The 20247-nt window shown below is 60.4% G+C and carries 17 protein-coding genes and 2 pseudogenes; 12 read left to right on the top strand and 7 right to left on the bottom strand.

What is annotated here, in order from left to right; genetic code table 11:
• Positions 1–197 (bottom strand): annotated as a pseudogene (locus ACIOUG_RS24490) (glutamine synthetase); the annotation flags it as partial.
• A 730-nt stretch (positions 198–927) separates the two neighbouring features.
• On the opposite strand from ACIOUG_RS24490, the gene ACIOUG_RS24485 reads away from it, so the two are divergent.
• The 7 genes from ACIOUG_RS24485 (at position 928) to ACIOUG_RS24455 (ending at position 9287) form a co-directional block, all read left to right on the top strand.
• A complete protein-coding gene (locus ACIOUG_RS24485) occupies positions 928–2286 on the top strand; it encodes a glutamine synthetase family protein (protein ID WP_003229252.1) in 1359 nt (452 codons plus the stop codon).
• Positions 2287–2342: 56 nt separating this feature from the next.
• Positions 2343–3707, top strand: a complete 1365-nt coding sequence (locus ACIOUG_RS24480; RefSeq protein WP_401069367.1) for an aspartate aminotransferase family protein — start codon at positions 2343–2345, stop codon at positions 3705–3707.
• A gap of 171 nt (positions 3708–3878) precedes the next feature.
• Positions 3879–4988: a polyamine ABC transporter substrate-binding protein gene (locus ACIOUG_RS24475; protein ID WP_202369119.1), complete on the top strand. Its 1110-nt coding sequence runs from the start codon at positions 3879–3881 to the stop codon at positions 4986–4988.
• A gap of 187 nt (positions 4989–5175) precedes the next feature.
• On the top strand, positions 5176–6273 hold the full coding sequence (locus tag ACIOUG_RS24470; protein WP_103485651.1) for a polyamine ABC transporter substrate-binding protein: 1098 nt from the start codon (positions 5176–5178) through the stop codon (positions 6271–6273).
• Between the two features lie 67 nt (positions 6274–6340).
• Positions 6341–7483, top strand: a complete 1143-nt coding sequence (locus ACIOUG_RS24465) for an ABC transporter ATP-binding protein (RefSeq protein ID WP_003229245.1) — start codon at positions 6341–6343, stop codon at positions 7481–7483.
• A gap of 35 nt (positions 7484–7518) precedes the next feature.
• Positions 7519–8400: an ABC transporter permease subunit gene (locus ACIOUG_RS24460; protein WP_262141165.1), complete on the top strand. Its 882-nt coding sequence runs from the start codon at positions 7519–7521 to the stop codon at positions 8398–8400.
• Positions 8397–9287: an ABC transporter permease subunit gene (locus tag ACIOUG_RS24455; protein WP_064589709.1), complete on the top strand. Its 891-nt coding sequence runs from the start codon at positions 8397–8399 to the stop codon at positions 9285–9287. Before ACIOUG_RS24460 ends, ACIOUG_RS24455 begins: the two co-directional genes overlap by 4 nt.
• Positions 9288–9380: 93 nt before the next feature.
• On the opposite strand, the gene ACIOUG_RS24450 is transcribed toward ACIOUG_RS24455, so the two are convergent.
• The gene (locus ACIOUG_RS24450) at positions 9381–10022 is read right to left on the bottom strand and encodes an HD domain-containing protein (RefSeq protein WP_401069362.1); all 642 of its coding nucleotides are present in this window, start codon (positions 10020–10022) and stop codon (positions 9381–9383) included.
• A 314-nt stretch (positions 10023–10336) separates the two neighbouring features.
• Here ACIOUG_RS24450 and ACIOUG_RS24445 point away from each other — a divergent pair, with 314 nt between their 5' ends.
• Positions 10337–11302: a GlxA family transcriptional regulator gene (locus tag ACIOUG_RS24445; protein ID WP_401069359.1), complete on the top strand. Its 966-nt coding sequence runs from the start codon at positions 10337–10339 to the stop codon at positions 11300–11302.
• Between the two features lie 140 nt (positions 11303–11442).
• Here the strand turns inward: ACIOUG_RS24445 and ACIOUG_RS24440 are convergent, their stop codons facing one another.
• Together ACIOUG_RS24440 and ACIOUG_RS24435 are read right to left on the bottom strand one after the other, a co-directional pair.
• Positions 11443–13854, bottom strand: coding sequence for a penicillin acylase family protein (locus ACIOUG_RS24440; protein ID WP_401069356.1), 2412 nt, complete (start codon positions 13852–13854; stop codon positions 11443–11445).
• A 102-nt stretch (positions 13855–13956) separates the two neighbouring features.
• Entirely contained in the window at positions 13957–14535 is a 579-nt protein-coding gene (locus ACIOUG_RS24435; protein WP_401069353.1) for a DUF6436 domain-containing protein, read from the bottom strand.
• Between the two features lie 99 nt (positions 14536–14634).
• Between ACIOUG_RS24435 and ACIOUG_RS24430 the strand changes: the two genes are divergently transcribed.
• Positions 14635–15582 (top strand): alpha/beta hydrolase, encoded by a 948-nt coding sequence (locus ACIOUG_RS24430; RefSeq protein WP_400509831.1) that lies wholly within the window; start codon positions 14635–14637, stop codon positions 15580–15582.
• A 129-nt stretch (positions 15583–15711) separates the two neighbouring features.
• Here ACIOUG_RS24430 and ACIOUG_RS24425 read toward each other — a convergent pair whose 3' ends face one another.
• Positions 15712–16464: a DUF2059 domain-containing protein gene (locus ACIOUG_RS24425; RefSeq protein ID WP_401069350.1), complete on the bottom strand. Its 753-nt coding sequence runs from the start codon at positions 16462–16464 to the stop codon at positions 15712–15714.
• Positions 16465–16572: 108 nt separating this feature from the next.
• Here ACIOUG_RS24425 and ACIOUG_RS24420 point away from each other — a divergent pair, with 108 nt between their 5' ends.
• Together ACIOUG_RS24420 and ACIOUG_RS24415 are read left to right on the top strand one after the other, a co-directional pair.
• Positions 16573–17205 carry a 2OG-Fe(II) oxygenase gene (locus tag ACIOUG_RS24420; RefSeq protein ID WP_401069347.1) on the top strand — a complete coding sequence of 211 codons (633 nt, stop codon included), beginning with the start codon at positions 16573–16575 and terminating at the stop codon, positions 17203–17205.
• A gap of 1 nt (position 17206) precedes the next feature.
• Positions 17207–17692 carry a DUF523 domain-containing protein gene (locus ACIOUG_RS24415; RefSeq protein WP_401069344.1) on the top strand — a complete coding sequence of 162 codons (486 nt, stop codon included), beginning with the start codon at positions 17207–17209 and terminating at the stop codon, positions 17690–17692.
• A gap of 119 nt (positions 17693–17811) precedes the next feature.
• Here the strand turns inward: ACIOUG_RS24415 and ACIOUG_RS24410 are convergent, their stop codons facing one another.
• Positions 17812–18378: a transporter substrate-binding domain-containing protein gene (locus ACIOUG_RS24410; RefSeq protein ID WP_401069341.1), complete on the bottom strand. Its 567-nt coding sequence runs from the start codon at positions 18376–18378 to the stop codon at positions 17812–17814.
• 135 nt (positions 18379–18513) lie between these two features.
• Here ACIOUG_RS24410 and ACIOUG_RS24405 point away from each other — a divergent pair, with 135 nt between their 5' ends.
• Positions 18514–18939 (top strand): DUF4399 domain-containing protein, encoded by a 426-nt coding sequence (locus ACIOUG_RS24405; RefSeq protein ID WP_401069338.1) that lies wholly within the window; start codon positions 18514–18516, stop codon positions 18937–18939.
• A 120-nt stretch (positions 18940–19059) separates the two neighbouring features.
• On the opposite strand, the pseudogene serA reads toward ACIOUG_RS24405, so the two are convergent.
• Positions 19060–20247 (bottom strand): annotated as a pseudogene (gene serA, locus ACIOUG_RS24400) (phosphoglycerate dehydrogenase); the annotation flags it as partial.

Here is a 20247-nt window from a genome sequence, read left to right as displayed (position 1 = left end):
ATATCCAGAGCAAATAGAGAGGCCGGCAGGTTGATGCCTTTCTCGTAAACCTTGTGGAGGATGGTGCGTTAGTTGCGCTTGCCGCGCACCACAACATTCATATCCGCAATCAGAAGGTCAACGTACAGAACCTCAGGATGTTCCTTAAGGAACGCGTTCGCTTCGTTAAGCTGAACGGCACGCGGGGGTACCGACATGATGCAACACCTTTGTTGTTAAAAATATCAATCATTGATCTTTTCTGGTTTCAGTCAACCCGAACGGCCTGCCGAAGTCAAGCGAGGCCTTTTTTGCCCTAAAAAAGCGCTGCAAGGGCATTTATGGGGCACTTTGGGGCGGTTTTTTGTCCTTGAAACACTGGGCACCCGCGGGCTTGAGCAGGCCGTGTTGTATTTTTTACGGGGGTGTTGTGTAAAAAAATGAACAAGGCTAAGCTCCGACCAAACCCATAACAGCAATAATACCGGGGTGCTTCATGTCTCGCCTGCCGTTAATCGGCATCACCGACTGCTCGCAACAGTCCGGTCTGCATGCTCATCACATCAGTGGCGACAAATCCGTCCGTAACGCAGCCAGCATGGCTCGCGGCAGGTCGACGCGGTTCTCGTGCGCATCAGGCCAAACGGCAACGTCCGATATTCTGGACGCACGGAACAGCATCCTGTTTATGGCGTCTCCCTCCAATATAGATCCCTTTGAGTCCCAAAGCCTGTGCCGCTCACCGAGCCGTGCTCACGATTCTGCACGCCTTGAATGTGCACAGGAAATGCAACGCCAGCGTAAAGGGCAGGTAAGCTCCTCTTTCATTGTCTATGCGCGGTGCCGGGCGTAAGCCGGTACTGCGCGCAAGCAAGCCCCCTTTAACGCGACGCCACGGCGTCAAACTTTGCCTGACACGATGTCAGGAGACTCAGCCCAGAGGCATTTATGAGTAACAACCTCGACCAGCTCACCGATTGGTTGAAAGACCACAAGATCACAGAAGTCGAATGCATGATCGGCGACTTGACCGGTATCACCCGAGGCAAGATCTCGCCGACCAACAAGTTCATCGCCGAGAAGGGCATGCGCCTGCCAGAAAGCGTTCTGTTGCAGACCGTGACCGGCGACTACGTCGAAGACGACATCTATTACGAACTGCTCGACCCGGCCGACATCGACATGATCTGCCGTCCCGACCAGAACGCCGTGTACCTGGTGCCATGGGCCATCGAGCCGACCGCCCAGGTGATCCACGACACCTACGACAAGCAAGGCAACCCGATCGAGCTGTCGCCGCGCAACGTCCTCAAGAAAGTCCTCAAACTCTATTCCGACAAGGGCTGGCAGCCGATCGTGGCGCCGGAAATGGAGTTCTACCTGACCAAGCGCAGTGACGACCCCGACTATCCGTTGCAGCCGCCGATCGGCCGCTCGGGCCGTCCGGAAATCGGGCGTCAGTCGTTCTCGATCGAAGCGGCGAACGAATTCGACCCGCTGTTCGAGGACGTCTATGACTGGTGCGAACTGCAGGAGCTGGACCTCGACACGCTGATCCACGAAGACGGCACGGCGCAGATGGAAATCAACTTCCGTCACGGCGATGCACTGTCGCTGGCCGACCAGATCCTGGTGTTCAAACGCACCATGCGCGAAGCCGCGCTCAAGCACGACGTGGCCGCGACCTTCATGGCCAAGCCGATGACCGGCGAGCCGGGCAGTGCGATGCACTTGCACCAGAGCATCATCGACATCGAGACCGGCAAGAACGTGTTCTCCAATGAAGACGGGACCATGAGCCAGCTGTTCCTGCACCACATCGGTGGCCTGCAGAAACTGATTCCGGAATTGCTGCCGCTGTTCGCGCCGAACGTCAACTCGTTCCGCCGCTTCCTGCCGGACACCTCGGCGCCGGTGAACGTGGAGTGGGGTGAAGAGAACCGCACCGTGGGCCTGCGCGTACCGGATGCCGGCCCGCAGAACCGCCGCGTGGAAAACCGCCTGCCGGGCGCCGACGCCAACCCGTACCTGGCGATTGCCGCGAGCCTGCTCTGCGGCTACATCGGCATGGTCGAGGGGCTGAACCCGAGCGCGCCAGTGGTCGGCCGTGGCTATGAACGCCGCAACCTGCGCCTGCCGCTGACCATCGAAGATGCGCTGGAGCGTATGGAGAACAGCGCGACCATCGAGAAATACCTGGGCAAGACCTTCATTACCGGCTACGTCGCGGTCAAGCGGGCCGAGCATGAAAACTTCAAGCGCGTGATCAGTTCCTGGGAGCGTGAGTACCTGCTCTTCGCCGTCTGATACGCCGGGCGCGGCTGGCAGCAGCCGCGCCTTCACCGATAACAAGGAGAATTGGCATGACCAGCAACAACCCGCAAACCCGTGAGTGGCAAGCCCTCAGCAGCGATCACCACCTGGCCCCGTTCAGCGATTTCAAGCAGCTGAAAGAGAAGGGTCCACGGATCATCACCAACGCCAAGGGCGTGTACCTGTGGGACAGCGAGGGCAACAAGATCCTCGATGGCATGGCGGGTCTGTGGTGCGTGGCGATCGGTTATGGCCGCGATGAGCTGGCTGACGCCGCCGCCAAGCAGATGCGCGAACTGCCTTACTACAACCTGTTCTTCCAGACCGCGCACCCGCCGGCACTGGAGCTGGCCAAGGCCATCGCCGACGTGGCGCCGGAAGGCATGAACCACGTGTTCTTCACCGGTTCCGGCTCCGAAGGCAACGACACCATGCTGCGCATGGTTCGCCACTACTGGGCGATCAAGGGCCAGCCGAACAAGAAAGTCATCATCAGCCGCAAGAACGGTTATCACGGTTCCACCGTGGCCGGCGCGAGCCTGGGTGGCATGACCTATATGCACGAGCAGGGCGACTTGCCGATTCCGGGCATCGTCCATATCGCGCAGCCGTACTGGTTCGCCGAGGGTGGCGACATGTCGCCGGAAGAGTTCGGCATCTGGGCGGCCAATCAACTGGAAGAGAAGATTCTCGAGGTCGGCGTGGATAACGTCGGTGCGTTCATTGCCGAGCCGATCCAGGGCGCCGGTGGCGTGATCATTCCGCCAGACACCTATTGGCCGCGCATCAAGGAAATCCTCGCCAAGTACGACATCCTCTTCGTCGCCGACGAAGTGATCTGCGGTTTCGGTCGGACTGGCCAATGGTTCGGTTCGGATTTCTACGACCTGAAACCGGACATGATGACCATCGCCAAAGGCCTGACCTCCGGCTACATCCCGATGGGTGGCCTGATCGTCCGTGACGACGTGGTGAAGGTGCTCAACGAAGGCGGCGATTTCAACCACGGCTTTACCTACTCCGGGCACCCGGTGGCGGCGGCGGTGGGTCTGGAAAACATCCGGATTCTGCGCGACGAGAAAATTATCGAGAACGCGCACAACGAAACGGCACCGTATTTGCAGAAACGTCTGCGCGAACTCAACGATCACCCGTTGGTGGGTGAAGTGCGCGGCGTCGGTTTGCTGGGGGCGATCGAGCTGGTGCAGGACAAGGCCACTCGCAAGCGTTACGAAGGCCGGGGCGTGGGCATGATCTGCCGACAGTTCTGCTTCGATAACGGCCTGATCATGCGCGCCGTGGGCGACACCATGATCATTGCGCCGCCGCTGGTGATCAGCAAGGCGGAGATCGATGAGCTGGTTACAAAGGCACGCAAGTGTCTGGACTTGACCCTCAGTGCATTGCAAGCCTGAGTGCTAGGCTTCGAGCGGGGGAGCTGCGGCGTTCTCGCTCGAAGGTGTCAGAAAGGTTGGCCTTTTCTTGAAAGACCGCCTCGTATCTTGCCAGACTAGCCGCGGTTCCAGTTGTCGGGGTTCGGCCGCTGAACAAAGTGGTTCAAAAAAGAAAAATTTGGAGCATGACGCATGAAGGCATTAGGTAAAAAGCTTGCTGGCAAGACTCTCCTCGCTTTGTCCGTTGCGGGCATGATGGCGGGCGCGGTGCACGCGGACGACAAGGTACTGCACGTCTACAACTGGTCTGACTACATCGCTCCGGACACCATCGCCAACTTCGAGAAAGAGTCGGGGATCAAGGTCGTCTACGACGTATTCGACAGCAACGAAACCCTGGAAGCCAAATTGCTCGCGGGCAAGTCCGGTTACGACGTGGTCGTACCGTCGAACAACTTCTTGGCCAAGCAGATCAAGGCTGGCGTTTATCAGGAACTGGACAAGTCCAAGCTGTCCAACTACGGCAACCTGAACAAGTCGCTGCTCAAGGCGGTGTCGGTCAGTGACCCGGACAACAAGCACGCCTTCCCGTACATGTGGGGCTCGATCGGCATCGGCTACAACCCGGAGAAGGTCAAGGCCGCGCTGGGCGTCGACACCATCGACTCCTGGGACACGCTGCTCAAGCCAGAGAACATCGCCAAGCTCAAGAGCTGCGGTGTGAGCTTCCTCGATTCGCCGACCGAAATGCTTCCGGTCGCGTTGCACTACCTGGGCCTGCCAACCGACAGCCAGAAGAAAGAAGACATCAAGAAAGCCGAGGAACTGTTCCTCAAGATTCGTCCTTCGATCACCTACTTCCACTCCTCCAAGTACATCTCGGACCTGGCCAACGGCAACATCTGCGTAGCGGTCGGGTACTCGGGTGACGTGCAGCAGGCCAAGTCCCGTGCTGCCGAGGCCGGTGACAAGGTCAAAGTCAGCTACGCCATTCCGAAGGAAGGTGCCGGCAGCTTCTATGACATGGTCGCGATTCCGAAAGATGCGGAAAACATCGACGGCGCCTACAAGTTCATGAACTACCTGCTGCAACCGAAAGTGATGGCCGAGATCACCAACGCCGTGCGCTTCCCTAACGGTAACGCCGAAGCGACCCAGTACGTGAACAAGGACATCACCTCCGATCCAGGCATCTACCCGCCAGCCGACGTGCAGGCCAAGCTGTATGCGATCGCCGATTTGCCGGCCGCTACCCAGCGTGAACTGACCCGCAGCTGGACCAAGATCAAATCCGGTAAATAAGCCGGTTTGAAGCAGCAACCACTGGCCGTCGTCGCCGCGACGGCGGCCAGCGGATCAATTAAATGACAGGAAGTTTTGCAGGAACGGTTTTTCGAGGGTAAGTTGCGCGCCGGTTTGGTTGCCGGGCAGCCATGGCTGTCATGTAACGCGGGGCAACTTGGGCCCAACTAATTTAGAGGACCTCCACTTGCCTATTTTTTCTTCTTTGCGCAAAGCTCTGCTGGCCACTGCCGGCCTGACGATCGCTGTCGGAGCCCAGGCCGCCGGTACGGTGCATATTTATAACTGGTCGGATTACATCGGCGAGACCACCCTGGCCGACTTCGAGAAAGCCACCGGGATCAAACCGGTGTACGACGTGTTCGACTCCAACGAAACCCTGGAAGGCAAGCTGCTGGCCGGCCGCACCGGTTACGACGTGGTCGTGCCGTCGAACCACTTCCTCGGCAAGCAGATCAAGGCGGGCGCGTTCCAGAAGCTCGACAGGTCGCAGCTGCCGAACTATGCGAATCTCGATCCGGTGCTGCTCAAGCGCCTGGAGCAGAACGACCCGGGCAACCAGTACGCCGTGCCGTATCTGTGGGGCACCAACGGCATCGGCTACAACGTCGAGAAAGTCAAAGCGGTGCTCGGCATCGACAAGATCGACTCCTGGAGCGTGCTGTTCGAGCCGGAGAACATCAAGAAGCTGCACAGCTGTGGCGTCGCGTTCCTCGACTCGGCGGATGAAATGATGCCGACCGTGCTCAACTACATGGGCCTGAACGCCAACAGCACCAATCCGAAGGACTACGCCAAGGCCACCGACAAACTGCTGGCCGTGCGTCCCTACGTGACCTACTTCCACTCGTCGAAATACATCGGTGATCTGGCCAACGGTGACATCTGCGTAGCCATCGGTTTCTCCGGCGATATCTTCCAGGCCAAGCACCGCGCCGAAGAAGCCAAGAAGGGCGTGAACATCGCCTACTCGATCCCGAAAGAAGGCGGCGCGCTGTGGTTCGACATGCTGGCGATTCCGAAGGACTCGTCCAACGTCAAAGAGGCGCACGCCTTCATCAACTATTTGCTGAAACCTGAGGTGATCGCCCAGGTCAGTGATTACGTCGGTTACGCCAACCCTAACCCCGGGTCGGACAAGCTGATGGAACAGTCCATCCGCACCGATGAAGCGGTTTATCCACCGCAAGCAGTCCTCGACAAGACTTACGTGTCGGTCGAGTTGCCACCCAATATTCAGCGTTTGATGACCCGTAGCTGGACCAAGGTCAAGTCGGGCAAGTAAGGCACAAACTATCCTGGGTTCGTCCGCATGGGGCGAACTGCACTGTTTTTTTCTGGGAGTTTCGTAAATGGCAGTTGCCTCCGGCGCCTATAAGAAAGCCCTCGAGGGCGACCAGACACCTAAACAGGTGTTGGTCAAAATCGACCGGGTCACGAAGAAGTTCGACGAGACGATTGCCGTGGACGATGTGTCCCTGGAAATCAAGAAGGGCGAGATCTTTGCCCTGCTCGGCGGTTCGGGATCGGGCAAATCCACGCTGCTGCGGATGCTGGCAGGGTTCGAACGGCCCACGGAGGGGCGCATTTTCCTCGACGGCGTCGACATCACCGACATGCCGCCGTACGAGCGACCGATCAACATGATGTTCCAGTCGTACGCCTTGTTCCCGCACATGACCGTGGCGCAGAACATCGCCTTCGGTCTCAAGCAGGACAAGATCCCCAACGCCGAGATCGACGCCCGTGTGGCCGAAATGCTCAAACTGGTGCAGATGAGCCAGTACGCCAAGCGCAAGCCGCATCAACTGTCCGGCGGTCAGCGTCAGCGTGTGGCCCTGGCACGCTCGCTGGCCAAGCGGCCGAAGCTGCTGCTGCTCGACGAGCCGATGGGCGCACTGGACAAGAAACTGCGTTCGCAGATGCAACTGGAGCTGGTGGAGATCATCGAGCGCGTCGGCGTGACCTGCGTGATGGTGACTCACGACCAGGAAGAGGCCATGACCATGGCCGAGCGCATCGCGATCATGCACCTGGGCTGGATCGCCCAGATCGGCAGCCCGATCGACATCTACGAAACCCCGACCAGCCGTCTGGTCTGCGAATTCATCGGCAACGTGAACATCTTCGAAGGCGAAGTGATCGACGACGCCGAAGGCCACGCGACCATCACCTGCAAGGACCTCGACCGGCAGATCTACGTCGGCCACGGCATCAGCACCTCGGTGCAAGACAAGTCGGTGACCTACGCGATTCGTCCGGAGAAGCTGCTGGTCACCGCCGAAATGCCGACCTGCGAATACAACTGGTCGAGCGGCAAGGTGCATGACATCGCCTACCTCGGCGGTCACTCGGTGTTCTACGTCGAATTGCCGAGCGGCAAACTGGTGCAGTCGTTCGTCGCCAACGCCGAACGTCGCGGCCAGCGTCCGACCTGGGGCGATCAGGTTTACGTGTGGTGGGAAGACGACAGCGGCGTGGTACTTCGCTCATGAACATGCGCAAGTTCAAACGACGGCTCAACCGAATAATTCCCAATGGCCGGCAACTGGTCATCGGGGTTCCGTTCATCTGGCTGTTTCTGTTCTTCATGCTGCCGTTCTTCATCGTCCTGAAGATCAGCTTCGCCGAAGCCGACGTGGCCATCCCGCCGTACACCGAGATCTACACCTTCGCCGAGCAGAAGCTGCAACTGCTGCTGAACCTCGGCAACTACGCGATGCTCGGCGACGACGAGTTGTACATCGCCGCCTACCTCGGCTCGCTGAAGATGGCCTTCTTCAGCACGCTGCTGTGCCTGCTGATCGGCTACCCGATGGCCTACGCCATCGCCAGCGCCCGTAAAGAGCTGCAGACGGTGCTGGTGCTGCTGATCATGATGCCGACCTGGACCGCGATCCTGATCCGCGTTTACGCGTGGATGGGCATCCTCAGCAACAACGGTCTGCTCAACGGTTTCCTGATGAGCATGGGCTTGATCGACGAGCCGCTGCAGATCCTCAACACCAACCTGGCGGTGTATATCGGCGTGGTTTACTCGTACCTGCCGTTCATGATCCTGCCGTTGTACGCCAACCTGGTGAAGCACGATCACAGCCTGCTGGAAGCCGCTTCCGACCTCGGTTCGAGCACCTTCAACAGCTTCTGGAAAATCACTATTCCACTGTCCAAGAACGGGATCATCGCCGGCTGCATGCTGGTGTTCATCCCGGTGGTCGGTGAGTTCGTGATCCCGGAACTGCTCGGCGGCCCGGAAACCCTGATGATCGGTAAAGTGCTCTGGCAAGAGTTCTTCAATAACCGTGACTGGCCGGTGGCGTCCGCCCTGGCGGTGGTGATGCTGGCGATCCTGATTGTGCCGATCATCCTGTTCAACCGCAGTCAGGCCAAGGAAATGGAGGGCAAAGAATGAAGAACTTCCGTTTCTCCAGCCTGATGCTGGTACTGGGTCTGTTGTTCATCTACGCGCCGATGCTGATCCTGGTGATCTACTCGTTCAACGCCTCGAAACTGGTGACGGTGTGGGGCGGCTGGTCGATCAAATGGTACGTCGGCCTGCTCGACAACACACAACTGATGGGCTCGGTGGTGCGTTCGCTGGAAATCGCCTGCTACACCGCCGTGGCGGCGGTGGCGCTGGGTACGCTGGCAGCCTTCGTGCTGACCCGCATCACCCACTTCAAGGGCCGTACGCTGTTCGGTGGCCTGGTCACCGCGCCGCTGGTGATGCCGGAAGTGATCACCGGTCTGTCGCTGTTGCTGTTGTTCGTGGCCATGGCGCAGATGATCGGCTGGCCGCAGGAACGTGGCATCGTCACCATCTGGATCGCCCACACGACGTTCTGTGCGGCGTACGTGGCGGTGGTGGTGTCGGCGCGTCTGCGTGAGCTGGACCTGTCGATCGAAGAGGCGGCGATGGATCTGGGGGCGCGGCCGTGGAAGGTGTTCTTCCTGATCACCATCCCGATGATCGCTCCGTCCTTGGCAGCGGGCGGCATGATGTCGTTCGCCCTGTCGCTGGACGACCTGGTGCTGGCAAGCTTCGTTTCCGGCCCGGGTTCGACCACCCTGCCGATGGAAGTGTTCTCGGCGGTGCGGCTGGGCGTGAAGCCTGAGATCAACGCCGTGGCCAGTCTGATTCTGCTGGCGGTGTCGCTGGTGACGTTCCTGGTGTGGTTCTTCAGCCGCCGCGCCGAAGAAGCGCGCAAGAAAGCCATCCAGCAAGCCATCGAAGAAGGCGCTGCCGATTCGTGGAAGCAACCGGACGTACGCCGCGCGCCTGCGCCGGAAGCGGCCTGACAGGCAAAAAAGATCGCAGCCTGCGGCAGCTCCTACAGGGATCGTATTCCACTGTAGGAGCTGCCGCAGGCTGCGATCTTTTGCTTTTGGAGCTCAGGAAGTCCAGGGAGATTGGCGGATGACATCGACGAAGTTCATCGGCTTGAACCCCGGCTCCTGATCCTTCAGCACATCGGTCTTCACGTTACCGAAGGTAGTTTGCGGACGATGGCGCAAGCCGTCGGCAAATGCACAGATGATGCACTCCTTGAAACCTTCCCCGCGTGGATGCGCATGCACCACGGCCTCGCGCTGGGTGCTGCTGAACGCCGCGTAATCCATGCCCAGCACATCCATCTCGACACCCGCTGTCACCAGCGCCACGGTCGGACGCAGATGCTTGGGCACGCCCGGCGTGGTGTGCAGGGCAATCGACAGCCAGACCTGCTCGATGTCGTCATCGCTCAGCCCGTACGGCTTGAGAAACGCCGCTGCCGCATTGGCGCCGTCCACTTCGAAACGCTCGTCGTCACTGCGATAGCCTTTGACCAGACCAAGGTCGTGGAACATCGCGCCGACGTACAGCAGCTCCGGGTTGTAGGCCAGTTGCTGGCGCTCACCGCTCAATGCGCCGAACAAAAACACCCGGCGCGAGTGGTGGTAGAGCAGATCGGTTTCGATGTCGCGAATGTACTCGGTGGTGGCCCGGGCGAGGGCGCTGTCGGGGATCTTGATGCCGGCAATGGTCGTGCTCATGAAGGTATCCTCATCGAAAACGCCGTCGTGGCGCTGATGGGCAAAGTCTGTTCCCCGAGGCACTAAACGGACAATCAACGCATGGCTGCGATCCTTGCCAATCGACCTGCAAATCGTGCCAATCTCGCTTGTTGAACGAGGATTGGCTAGGGTTGGCTCAATCAACAAGGCAGGCACGGCCCAGGTGGGAGCGGGCTTGCTCGCGAAAGCGGTGTGTCATTCAACAGATAAGTTGAATGTAAGGGCCCTTTCGCGAGCAAGCCCGCTCCCACAGGGATTTGTGTTTGCCAGGGCATTGAGGACATTGGAAGCTTATGAACAAAACCATCGCCATCGTGGTATTCCCCGGCGTGCAGGCGCTGGATGTCAGCGGGCCGATGGATGTGTTCGCCGAGGCCAACCGCTTTTTGCCGCCCGAGGAACACTATCAACTGGAGGTCATCGGTCTCGAACGTGGGCCGATGGCCTGTTCCAACGGTTTGAATCTCAGCGCCCATCGGCACTTCAGCGAAGCGCAGGATGCTTATGACTTGTTGCTCGTCGCCGGCGGCCCGCAGTTGCCATTCATGGATTTCGGCAAGCCTTTCGACACTTGGCTGCGCGAGGCCTGCGCGCGTGCACGGCGTTTCGGCTCGATCTGCAACGGCGCGTTCATGCTGGCGCGGGCGGGGTTGCTCGAAGGGCGCACGGTGACCACCCACTGGAACGATGCCGAAGCGTTCGCGCAGTTGTGCCCATCGACTCAGGTCGAGGCCGATCGCCTGTACGTCGAGGACGGTGCGCTCTACACCTCGGCCGGGGTCACTGCCGGGATTGATCTGTCGCTGTACCTGCTGGCCCGCGATCACGGCGCCGAGGTGGCGCTGAGTGTGGCCAAGCGGTTGGTGGTGTTCACCCAGCGCTCGGGCGGGCAATCGCAGTTCAGCCCGTTCCTCACACCGCATGCGGAGCCGACGTCGGCGGTGGCGATGGTGCAGTTGTATGTGCTGGCCAATCTGACTGGGGATCTGACGATTGCCGATCTGGCGAATGCGGCGAACATGAGTGCGCGCAACTTCTCGCGGGTGTTCGCCCGCGAGGCCCGGGTCACTCCGGCGGAGTTCGTCGAAAGTGCGCGAGTGGATGCGGCGCGAGTGCTGCTGGAAAGCACCACGGCACCGCTGAAGACTGTGGCTTATCAGTGCGGGTTTCGCGATGCGCAGCACATGCGCAGTGTGTTCAATCGCCGGTTGGGCGTGACGCCGCAGCAGTTTCGGCTGAATTTTGCGTTGATGCTCTGAAGGTCTCTTGTGTTTTTAAGGGCCCCATCGCTGGCAAGCCAGCTCCCACAGGTTTCTCGGGTGCTCACGTAATTTGTGTCCACTGAAAATCCTGTGGGAGCTGGCTTGCCAGCGATGGGGCCAGACCAGCCAGCACAAATTTATTGCGCAACCCGCGCCGGCAACAGCTTCAAAGTGCTGCGAGTATTGGCCGTCACCTCTTCCTCGCTGAAGTGCGCCTGCACATACATCCCCTCGACGTACTCTTCGGCCTGATCGTCATAGTGGCTGTCGAACGGCACGCCACTCTGGCCGACCGGGTTGATGGTCAGGCTGTGCGCCGGGTCGGCGAAGTCCACCAGGCGCCGCGTCGAAGGCCCGTAAGTCACCGGCCATGGCGCCGGGCCGAGCTTGGCCGAGAGGTTGTTCGGCACTTCGTGACTGCCCGGCGCGGCGAACGGCCCGACGTTGACGATGCGGTCCAGCGGCTTCTGCTGACCCAACGGATGACCGTGGGTCAGGGTGTGCGCCGTGCCCCATTGCCAGTCTGACGGGTTGTCGCCGAGGGTCTGTTTCAGGTGCGTCATGCTCGCCTGCCACGCCGCTTTGACGATGTCGGTACGGGTTTCCTTGTTCGGCGTGTTGCGGTTGTCCCACCACGGTGAATCGGCGTTTGCCGCCAGACGCGGCAGGGCGGCGTCGATCACCCGGGTCGACAGCAGCGTCTCGAAGAAGTCGTTGCCCAGCTCATCGCGCATCGCCGCATCGGCGAGGTCGTAGAGGAACTGGTTGAACACTGTGGCGCTCACCGAATCCAGTGGATAGTCGCCCGGCCACTGCGCCAGTTGCTCGACCAGTTTCAGCTGTGCCGGATCACTCACCACTTCACGCAACACCGGCAGCAACGGCGCCAGGGTGCGCGGGCCGTAACCGGTGGTGGTGCCCAGTTGCAGCTTCTGGTTGGCCTCGTTGTTCCATTTGACGTTCTTGTCGCTGAGCTGGCGGTTGAGCTGCTGCCCGCGATCGGCGAGGTTGTAGTAACCGGGAATCTCCATGCCGGTGGGCGACAGCGGCTGGAAGTTGGCCGAGACGATGTAGCCGCGTGCCGGGTTTTCTTCCTGCGGGTTGGCGCTGAACGGGTAGTAGCCGTCCTTGTCCGCCTGATTGCCGCTGCCGTCGAGAATGAACTCCGGGCGCACGCCCGCCGGACGTTTGGGCAACAGCGCCGAGGCCCACCAGGCAATGTCACCCTTGGCGTTGGCGTAGACGATGTTCAGCCCCGGCGCCTGCACCTTGGCCGCTGCGGCGCGAGCCTTGGTCAGAGTGTCGGCGCGGTTGAGCTGGTAGAAACCTTCGAGGATCGGGTTCGGCGTTTCGAGGAACGCCCACCACATGGCGATCGGCGTTTTACCGGCGGCAGTGCCGAGAGCGTCGTTGACGATCGGGCCGTGGGGCGACTGGCGCAAGGTCAGCGTCACCGGTGCCTGGCCCTTCACCGCGATCTGCTGCTCGGTGCTGACCAGATCGGTCCACTGGCCGTGGTACCAGACCTGATTCGGGTTGTCCGGGTTGACCTTCTCGGCGATCAGATCCAGATCGTCATTCTGGAACATGGTCAGGCTCCAGCCGAAATCCAGGTTGTGCCCCAGGAACGCAAACGGCACCAGCGCCTGATGATGGCCGTACAACTCAAACCCCGGCGCCGACAGTTGCGCCTCGTACCACACCGACGGCACCGAGAAACGAATGTGCGGATCACCGGCCAGCAGCGGCTTGCCGCTCTGGCTACGGTTGCCGGCAATCACCCAGGCGTTGCTGCCTTCGAATTGCGGCAGGCCGTTTTCAATCAGCGCCTGCTCGCTGAGGCGGGCGAGGGCATTGAGGTCTTTCCAGTCGTCAGCGGCGAGGGCCGGGGTCTTGTTGGCGTGACCTTTGGCGAGCACGCCTTTGGGCTGCCAGTCGAGGTCGAAGACATTGAGGTAATCAGCGCCGAGTTGATCGCGCACGTAGGTCAGCAATGGCTCGGTGCGGAACGCCGCCGCAAAACTGTAGGCCATGTAACCGGCGACGCTGATGCTGTCTTCGGCGGTGAACGGCCGCTTGGGGATGCCCAGCACGTCGAACTCGACCGGTGCGGCGTGGCTGTCCTGATATTGATTGATGCCGTCCAGATAGGCTTGCAGGGCCTTCCACGCCGGTGACTGCTTATCGAGACTGGCAACATAACTGGCGGCGCGTTCGCGGATGCGCAGGCTACGGAACAGTTTGTCGGTGTCGAGCAGCTTCGGCCCCAGCACTTCGGCCAGCTCGCCGCGGGCCAGGCGGCGCATGGCTTCCATCTGGAACAGTCGGTCCTGGGCATGCACGTAGCCGAGGGCGCGATACAGATCGGTTTCATTCTCGGCACGAATGTGCGGCACCCCGCGATCGTCATAGCGCACGGTCACCGAGCCTTGCAGATTGCGCAGCTCCACCTGACCCTGACGCGTCGGTTGCTTGCTGTAGACGTAACCGCCGATGGCGATGAGCAGGATAACGATGAGCAAGGCAAGAACGGTGAAGACGCGTTTCATGGTGACTCCTTGTGCATGCGGGATTGCCGCCCGTCGGGCTGCAAACAATTAGCACAGACCTTCCGTGCCGTGCATCGCTGTCCTTGAAAAGTCCGGAATGCCTTACTGCGCCACCACCGGCCACGGGCAATAACACCCGACCGCCAGGGTGTGCGTGGCGTTGACCGGGCGATCTTCGGTCAGGGCATTGAGGATCGGTTCGATAAAACTGTTGCTGGAATTGCAGGTCAGCCCTTCGCTGTACGGGCCGAAGTACGCCAGTTTGCCGCTGCGGTCCCAGATCGCCACGGCGGGGCTGGCCGGGATCTGCTCGGAGCCGGGCAGCACGGTGATGGTTTTCAGGTTACTCAGGGTCGCGGGCAACTGGCCGTGGCTGCCAGCCTTTTGCACGGCGAAGAATTCCACACCGCGTGCGCCGTACTGCTCGACCATCTCGGTCAGGTGCTGTTGATTGCCGACGTTGCACGGGCAGGCCGGGTCCCAGAAATGCACGAGACGGATTTTGCCGGGGCCGGCCAGTTCATCCGGCAGACGCAACGGATCCCCGGAAAACACCGCGGTGTGCTGACTGAAAGCACGCAGGTAGCGTCCCTGAAACCAGTCGTACGCCGCCCACAGCACCCCGGCACACACAAGCGCGAGCAGGCTGGCAAACAGTGCGGTGCGGTAGGGCGAGCGCATGGTTTTCGTTCCCGAAGAGGTGGGCTAGCTTGCCATGCTTGCCGCAACAGATGAATATCGCAGGCCGATAAAGTCTGATTACCGCTTTGGAATACCCGCATGCCTGACACTTTCGATGCCGATCATTTACGCGCCAGCCTCAAGCCTTTGGCCCAGTGGCAGCCGTTGTCGGACGAGGCCAAGGCGTATCAGCAGTTCTATAAAACCGACTTTCCCGAGCGCGATGTCTGGCGCGGCATGGGCCGGTTCGAGGTGGACGGTTATGAGCTGGTCAGCCATTGCTGGTGGCCGGAGAAGGTCAAGGGCACGCTGTTTCTGCTGCACGGTTTTTACGACCACACCGGGCTGTATCGGCATGTGATCGAGTGGGCGCTGGATCAGGATTTTGCGGTGATCGCCTGCGATTTGCCGGGGCATGGTTTGTCGAGTGGGCCGCGGGCGAGCATTCGCGACTTCTCCGAATATCAGGACACGTTGCAGGCGTTGTTCGCCGAAGCCAGTTCGATTGCCCTGCCGCAACCCTGGCACCTGTGCGGACAAAGCACTGGCGGCGCGATCGTCGTCGACCATGTGCTCAATCATGGCGAGAACAGCCCGGCACAGGGTCAGTTGATTCTGCTGGCGCCGCTGGTGCGTCCGCGTGCCTGGGGCTGGTCGCAGCTCAGCTATTACCTGCTGAGGCCTTTCGTGCGGGGCGTCACCCGGCGCTTTAGCGAGAACTCCAACGACCCGGATTTCCTGCCGTTTCTGCAGGCCGATCCGTTACAACCCAAACGCTTGCCGACGGCGTGGGTCGGTGCGCTGTCGCGCTGGATCATCCGCGTCGAACATGCGAAGAAAAGTCCACGCCGGCCGCTGATCATTCAGGGGCAAGCGGACATGACCGTGGACTGGCAACACAATTTGCAGGTGCTGAAGTGGAAGTTTGATCGGCCGCAGATTTTGTTGCTGCCGGAGGCGCGGCATCATCTGGCGAATGAAACGCTGGAGATGCGCGAGGAGTATTTCGAGTTTCTGAACAAGCGGATCAGGGGGCGGAATCTCTAGGGGATTTGCTGGCCTCATCGCTGGCAAGCCAGCTCCCACAGGTTTTCCGGCGTTCACAAATTCTGTATTCGATGATGATCCTTGTGGGAGCTGGCTTGCCAGCGATGGCGGTCTGAAAGGCGACAAAGATCACTGGTTGAGGTTCGAGGAACTTTGCCCCACCGCCAACCCCGCCCGAATCGCCGCCAGCGCCGCCTGGTAATACGCCTTGCCCTCGCTGGACTCGGCGAAGGTCGCGAACTGCTCCAGTTCGTCATCCGACAGATCGCGATAAACGTAGAGCAGCGTGTTGTTCAAATCGGCGCCGATCTGGTCCATCAGGCGCTGGCGCTGACCGTTCAACATGCCTTGCGCCTGACCGCCGCCGAGCAGGCCCGGAATCATCGAACTCAAGCTGTCCGCCGCCACCCCGGCAATCGCCAGACTGACTTCGGCGCCGGCCTCGCGGGCGGGAAGGGCCTGGGCCAGATGGCCGATGATCAACAAACGGCTGTCGCTGACCTGCATCTTCGGCAAGCCCTTGGCGTTCTTCGCCAGTTGATCGCGACGGGTGGCGAGTAATTCAGCGGCGACGATTTTCTTGCCCAGCGGCGATTGAAAGAACGTCAGTGCCGGTTGTGGGTCGGCGAGGTGCTGGCGCAACTGCGCTTCGGCACGCTGGTCCATGGCCTGGGGGGCGAAGCGCTGGTTGCTGTTGTTGACCAGGGCTTGAAACACCGCTGGTGGCAGGTTGTTCTGGTAGCGCTGCTGCGCGGCACTCAGGGCATCATTGAAATGCGCACGTTGATCTGGCCAGCCGGCGATCTTGTACAACTGATCGTGGCCGTCCGCCCAGGCGGGCAAAACGCAGAACATCAACAGTGAAAAAAGCAAACGGCGCATAGGGACTCCTGTCAGCAGCGGACTATTCTCCGTGCGGTGCCGGTACTTGTCGAGAATTCGTAGCAAGCCGCTGCGTGGCTCTGTCGGATTTCTTGCCGCCGGCATACTATGCGCGCCATGCAAATATCCTCCGAACACCCGCTGCTGTTACGCATCGTCGACGACCTGGCCGAACACGGCTGGTCGCAGCAGAACATTTTCCTGCCCGCGGGTTTGACCCGTGAGCTGGCGGCCGAGTGCCGCAAACGTGAGGCCGAGGGCGAACTGGCGCCGGCGGCGGTGGGTCGTGGGCCGTTTTCGGAGATTCGCGAGGGCATTCGTGGCGACCACATCCAGTGGATCGACCCGGGCCAGGCCGAGGCCAGCGACCGTTATCTGAACCTGATGGACAGCCTGCGCGAGGCGCTCAATCGCGGTTTGTACCTCGGGCTCGAGGATTTCGAGTGCCACTTCGCCCTGTATCCGCCGGGCGCTTTCTACCGCAAGCACGTCGACCGCTTTCGCGACGATGACCGGCGCATGGTTTCGGCGGTGGTCTACCTCAATGACGCGTGGCTACCGGAAGACGGCGGTCAGTTGCGCATGTACCTGGACGATGAGCGGATCCATGACGTGCAGCCCACCGGCGGCTGTCTGGTGGTGTTCCTCTCCGGTGAGGTGCCGCATGAAGTGCTGCCGGCAAACCGCGAACGCCTGTCGTTGACCGGCTGGTTCCGCCGCCGTGGCAACGAGCCGTTCTGATATGCAGAAGATTCTGGTCAGCCGCTGCCTGTTGGGCCACCGCGTGCGTTACGACGGCGGAGCCAGCGGGCCGTTCGATCTGCTCGAACAGTGGATCGCCGAGGGCCGTGTGGTGCCGCTGTGTCCGGAAGTCGCCGGTGGCTTGCCGACCCCGCGTGCCGCAGCGGAAATTCCGGGCGGGCAGGGCGCCGAAGTGCTCGATGGCACGGCGGCGGTGATCACCACCGAAGGCGAGGATGTCAGCGCGCAGTTTCTCGACGGCGCGCGGCAGGCACTGGCGCTGGTGCAGAAACATGCCATCCGCGTGGCGGTGCTCAAGGCCAACAGTCCGTCCTGCGGGAATTTGCTGACCTATGACGGGACGTTCAGTGGGGTGAGGGTCAGTGGCGAAGGCGTGACGGCTGCGCTGCTCAAACGGCATGGGGTGCAGGTCTTCAGCGAGCTTGAACTGCCACAAGCCGCAATGGCCCTGACCCAACCCGACTGAAAGCCCACAGTAGACCCCCTGTAGGAGTGAGCCTGCTCGCGATAGCGGTCTATAAGCACATCAATGAGTGACTGAAAGACCGCTATCGCGAGCAGGCTCACTCCAACAGGGTTTGTGTGTTATTTGGGTTCGGTGAACCACTTTTGCGACAACGCCGCCAACCGCCCATCCGCCTTGATCCGCTGCAACGCACCCGCAAGGCTCGCCTGAAATGCCGGGTTGCCCTTCTGAAACGGAATCGCCAACTCCACCGGGGTCGCCTTCGGCTTCTCCTCGCTCAGCGCCTGTACCAGCACCATCGGGCGTGGCTGCTCATCTTTCTTCGCCCATAGCTGCGAATCGACCTTGCCGTAAGCCTCGCTGAAGTCGAAACGATCCTTGAGTTCAGGTGTCAGTGCTATGTGGTTGAGCGCAACGTCGTACTTGCCGCTTTCAACGCCCTGGAGGAGGTCGGCTTCGTCGGTGACGATGAAGTCGGCGCGTACATCCAGCTCGTTGGCCAGCAGTTGCCCAAGCTCGACCTCGAACCCCGTGAGCGTGTCGCCATCCTTGAAATTGAAGGGCGGTGTATTAGCCTCAAGGGCTATGCGCAACTCGCCACGGTCGTTGACGTCATCAATCAGTTCGGCGTGAGCCAAGGGGCTCAGAAGGGGTAGCAGGCAGATCAGGCCAGGCAGAAAACGCATGGTCACTCCTTTGAAATCATTATCGCGATGCTCTGAGTCAGGCTCGCTTTGCTATGGTTGTCGAGTGCCTTCGACAACGAATGGTCATGAAGTTGTCATGACCGCGCGGATTTTACGGAAAAACTGGAGAAGAGAATGAAAACGTTTATGTCACGAGCGGCCTTGGCTGGCCTGTTGATGGGTGTTTCAGTACTGGCCAGTGCAGCGACCCCGGCACCCAAGGGTGCCGAAGTGTTCATCGTTTCTCCCGAAGACGGGGCCACGGTTTCTCAGGAGTTCAAGGTCAAGTTCGGGACCAAGGACGTTGCGCTGGCACCGGCCGGTGACGTCACCAAAAATACCGGGCACCATCACCTGCTGATCGACGTCGATAAACTGCCGGCGGCGGGCGCACCGATTCCGAATGACGCCAATCACATGCACTTCGGCAAGGCGCAGACTGAGGCCACGATCAAACTGGCCCCGGGCAAGCACACCTTGCAGCTGGAACTGGGCGACAGCGGCCACATGCCGTTCGAGCCGCCGATCGTCTCGAAGAAAATCACCGTCAACGTCAAATAAAAAAAGGGAGCCCTTTCGGGGCTCCCTTTTTTATCAGCGGCGAGTTGCAAGCTACGAGCTTTAAGTGAAAGCACAAGCGAACATCACTTGCCGCTTGTAGCTCGTGGCTTGTAGCTGCTCTTAGAAGAGAACGCGGCTACGGATAGTGCCGTTGACGTGTTGCAGCTTCTCTTGCGCCAGCTCCGAGTACTCGGCGTCGACGTCGATCACCACGTAACCGACTTTCTCGTTGGTCTGCAAGAACTGACCGGAGATATTGATGCCGTTTTCGGCGAAGACCTTGTTGATCTCGCTCATCACACCCGGGATGTTCTCGTGGATGTGCAGCAGACGGTGCTTGCCAGGGTGAGCCGGCAGGGCCACTTCCGGGAAGTTCACCGACGAAACGGAGGTACCGTTGTCGCTGTACTTGACCAGTTTTTCTGCCACTTCCAGACCGATGTTGGCTTGCGCTTCGGCAGTCGAACCACCGATGTGCGGGGTGAGGATCACGTTGTCCAGGCCACGCAGCGGGCTTTCGAACTCTTCGTCGTTGGAGCGAGGCTCCACCGGGAACACGTCGATGGCCGCGCCGATCAGGTGCTTGTCCTTGATCGCGTCCGCCAGGGCGTCCAGCTCGACCACGGTACCGCGCGCGGCGTTGATCAGGATGCCGCCCTTCTTGATGGCGCGGATTTCCTTCTCGCCGATCATCCACTGGGTCGCAGCGGTTTCCGGAACGTGCAGGGTGACGATGTCGGACATGCCCAGCAGCTCGTGCAGGTTGCCGACCTGAGTGGCGTTACCCAGCGGCAGCTTGGTCACGGTGTCGTAGAAGAACACCTGCATGCCCAGACCTTCAGCCAGAACCGACAGCTGCGTACCGATCGAGCCGTAGCCGACGATGCCGAGTTTCTTGCCACGGATCTCGAAGGAGTTGGCTGCGGACAGAAAATGCATACTATATTTACAAGGATCTCTAAAGATTAGTCTTCGGACTTGATCCAGCCGCCACGGTGGCAGGAAGCGTTTTTCTCCGGGATGCCGCGCAGCAGCAGGATCGCTTCGGCCAGCACCAGTTCCGCGACGGAGCGGGTGTTGGAGTACGGCGCGTTGAACACGGCGATACCGCGCTCGCGGGCAGCACTCAGGTCAACCTGGTTGGTGCCGATGCAGAAACAGCCGACCGCGACCAGCTTCTTCGCGTGATCGAAGATCTCTTCGGTCAGTTGGGTGCGCGAACGAATGCCGATGAAGTGAGCGTCAGCGATCTTTTCCTTGAGCTGTGATTCAGGCAGGGAGCCTGTCAGGTATTCGATGCTGGTGTAG

It is taken from the genome of Pseudomonas sp. NPDC087803, assembly GCF_044742995.1.
In the GTDB taxonomy this organism is placed as follows: domain Bacteria; phylum Pseudomonadota; class Gammaproteobacteria; order Pseudomonadales; family Pseudomonadaceae; genus Aquipseudomonas.
This window is presented reverse-complemented; position numbering and strand designations above follow the sequence as displayed.

What these genes read in the sequence shown, in the direction of transcription:
- ACIOUG_RS24485 (WP_003229252.1), top strand. Translation starts at nt 928, where the DNA reads ATGAGTAACAACCTCGACCAGCTCACCGATTGGTTGAAAGACCACAAG.
- ACIOUG_RS24480 (WP_401069367.1), top strand. Translation starts at nt 2,343, where the DNA reads ATGACCAGCAACAACCCGCAAACCCGTGAGTGGCAAGCCCTCAGCAGC.
- ACIOUG_RS24475 (WP_202369119.1), top strand. Translation starts at nt 3,879, where the DNA reads ATGAAGGCATTAGGTAAAAAGCTTGCTGGCAAGACTCTCCTCGCTTTG.
- ACIOUG_RS24465 (WP_003229245.1), top strand. Translation starts at nt 6,341, where the DNA reads ATGGCAGTTGCCTCCGGCGCCTATAAGAAAGCCCTCGAGGGCGACCAG.
- ACIOUG_RS24455 (WP_064589709.1), top strand. Translation starts at nt 8,397, where the DNA reads ATGAAGAACTTCCGTTTCTCCAGCCTGATGCTGGTACTGGGTCTGTTG.
- ACIOUG_RS24450 (WP_401069362.1), bottom strand. Translation starts at nt 10,022, where the DNA reads ATGAGCACGACCATTGCCGGCATCAAGATCCCCGACAGCGCCCTCGCC.
- ACIOUG_RS24445 (WP_401069359.1), top strand. Translation starts at nt 10,337, where the DNA reads ATGAACAAAACCATCGCCATCGTGGTATTCCCCGGCGTGCAGGCGCTG.
- ACIOUG_RS24440 (WP_401069356.1), bottom strand. Translation starts at nt 13,854, where the DNA reads ATGAAACGCGTCTTCACCGTTCTTGCCTTGCTCATCGTTATCCTGCTC.
- ACIOUG_RS24435 (WP_401069353.1), bottom strand. Translation starts at nt 14,535, where the DNA reads ATGCGCTCGCCCTACCGCACCGCACTGTTTGCCAGCCTGCTCGCGCTT.
- ACIOUG_RS24430 (WP_400509831.1), top strand. Translation starts at nt 14,635, where the DNA reads ATGCCTGACACTTTCGATGCCGATCATTTACGCGCCAGCCTCAAGCCT.
- ACIOUG_RS24425 (WP_401069350.1), bottom strand. Translation starts at nt 16,464, where the DNA reads ATGCGCCGTTTGCTTTTTTCACTGTTGATGTTCTGCGTTTTGCCCGCC.
- ACIOUG_RS24420 (WP_401069347.1), top strand. Translation starts at nt 16,573, where the DNA reads ATGCGCGCCATGCAAATATCCTCCGAACACCCGCTGCTGTTACGCATC.
- ACIOUG_RS24415 (WP_401069344.1), top strand. Translation starts at nt 17,207, where the DNA reads ATGCAGAAGATTCTGGTCAGCCGCTGCCTGTTGGGCCACCGCGTGCGT.
- ACIOUG_RS24410 (WP_401069341.1), bottom strand. Translation starts at nt 18,378, where the DNA reads ATGCGTTTTCTGCCTGGCCTGATCTGCCTGCTACCCCTTCTGAGCCCC.
- ACIOUG_RS24405 (WP_401069338.1), top strand. Translation starts at nt 18,514, where the DNA reads ATGAAAACGTTTATGTCACGAGCGGCCTTGGCTGGCCTGTTGATGGGT.